1 protein-coding gene and 1 pseudogene are annotated in these 1,475 nt (G+C 38.3%); both read left to right on the top strand.

The window, feature by feature from the left end:
• Window positions 1-454: pseudogene (locus G3O09_RS21860) on the top strand (MocR-like pyridoxine biosynthesis transcription factor PdxR); the annotation flags it as partial.
• A 251-nt stretch (window positions 455-705) separates the two neighbouring features.
• Window positions 706-1,475, top strand: a 770-nt coding sequence (locus G3O09_RS21855; RefSeq protein ID WP_163103549.1) for a tyrosine-type recombinase/integrase, incomplete at its 3' end; no start/stop codon positions are given.

Genomic DNA, 1,475 nt, shown 5'->3' with positions numbered 1-1,475 from the left:
ACCGTCCCTGCGCATGGCTTATATAGTTCTTCCCAAACTGTTAATGGAAAAGTACCATGAACATTACTTTCACTTCGTTCAGTCTGTGTCTCGGCTTGACCAGGAGCTCATCAAAAGATTCATGCAGGAAGGCAGCTGGAAAAAACATATTAACAAAATGCGGATTGTTTACAAAAAAAAGAGAGATGCACTCATCACAGCGCTTTCGACTCATTTCCCAAATTCAATTGAAATTATTGGCCAGGATTCTGGATTGCATCTTTTAGTCCGCATGAATAACGGTATGGTGGAAAAAGAGCTTATTGAACAGGCTGCTAAATATGATATCAAAGGTTATCCTGTATCAGATTACGGTTTAAGTGACGATCGAACCATTCTATTGGGTTTTGCAGCATTATCTGAGGAAGAGATCTTTTCAGGAGTTCACTCGTTGGCAAAAGCATGGGGAGGGTAGCACCCCTAAAAAGAAGTTTGTGAAGAAATAGACTTAAACTAATGGGTGCGTTGATCTAGGAAGGATTAAGGCACCTTTTTGCTGAAATTCTTATTAAACAAACGGGGCAGCATTCCTATAATAAAACTAATTTTGTGAAGAATTGTACTTAAACTATAGGGTGCAATTACCGAATAAAAAACTATTAACTTAGTATAATTTCCGGTTTTTAGGTGAACACTAGATGTAAAAGTACCAGGGAGTTGTTCATGATGCTTGTTTCTGAAGCCTGGCAATTATATAAAGCAGATAAACAAATTCAAGGATATTCCTTTCAGACATTAAAGGTGTATAATGTACAGCTGCTCTTGTTAATTAAATACTTTGGGGACATCCAAATCACTGATATTACGACAGAGTCTGTAAAACTTTATCTTGGAGAAGCTGCAGCTGAGTTAAAGGCATCAAGTCTCTGTCATAGAATCCGTTTTATTAAATCTTTATTCAAATGGGCTCAGGAAGAGAATTATGTTCCGGTTAATCCTGTATCAAACATTAAAGAACCAAAGCCAGAAAGCAGAATTCCTAAGTTTTTAACCGAGGAAGAAATCGAATTGCTACGTGAAGCGTGTGACTCCACTTTTGAAAAAGCTCTATTTGAATTTATGTATTCAACCGGATGCAGGATCGGAGAGGTTGTAAGCTTAGATAAGCACGCAATCAACTTTGCGGAACAGTCGGTAATCGTATTTGGGAAAGGGAAAAAAGAAAGGGAAGTGTACTTTAATACTCGGTGCAGTATTTGGCTAAAAAGATATATGGAAGAAAGAACGGATGATCAACAAGCTCTGTTTGTTACAACCCGGGCGCCACATCGCATGAGCATTGCACAAATGAGATATGTCATTAAACAGATCTCCAAAAGAGCAGGGATCAATAAGTGTATTCATCCACACCAGCTAAGACCCAGTTACGCAACGCCTCTTATTAATACTGGAGCACCTTTAGAGGTCATACAGAATTTAATGGGACACGAAAAAAG

The sequence above is a fragment of the Peribacillus alkalitolerans genome (assembly GCF_010882125.1).
GTDB lineage: Bacteria > Bacillota > Bacilli > Bacillales > DSM-1321 > Bacillus_BN > Bacillus_BN alkalitolerans.
Note: the sequence above shows the minus strand (reverse complement) of the source record. Positions and strands in the feature narration are given on the sequence as shown.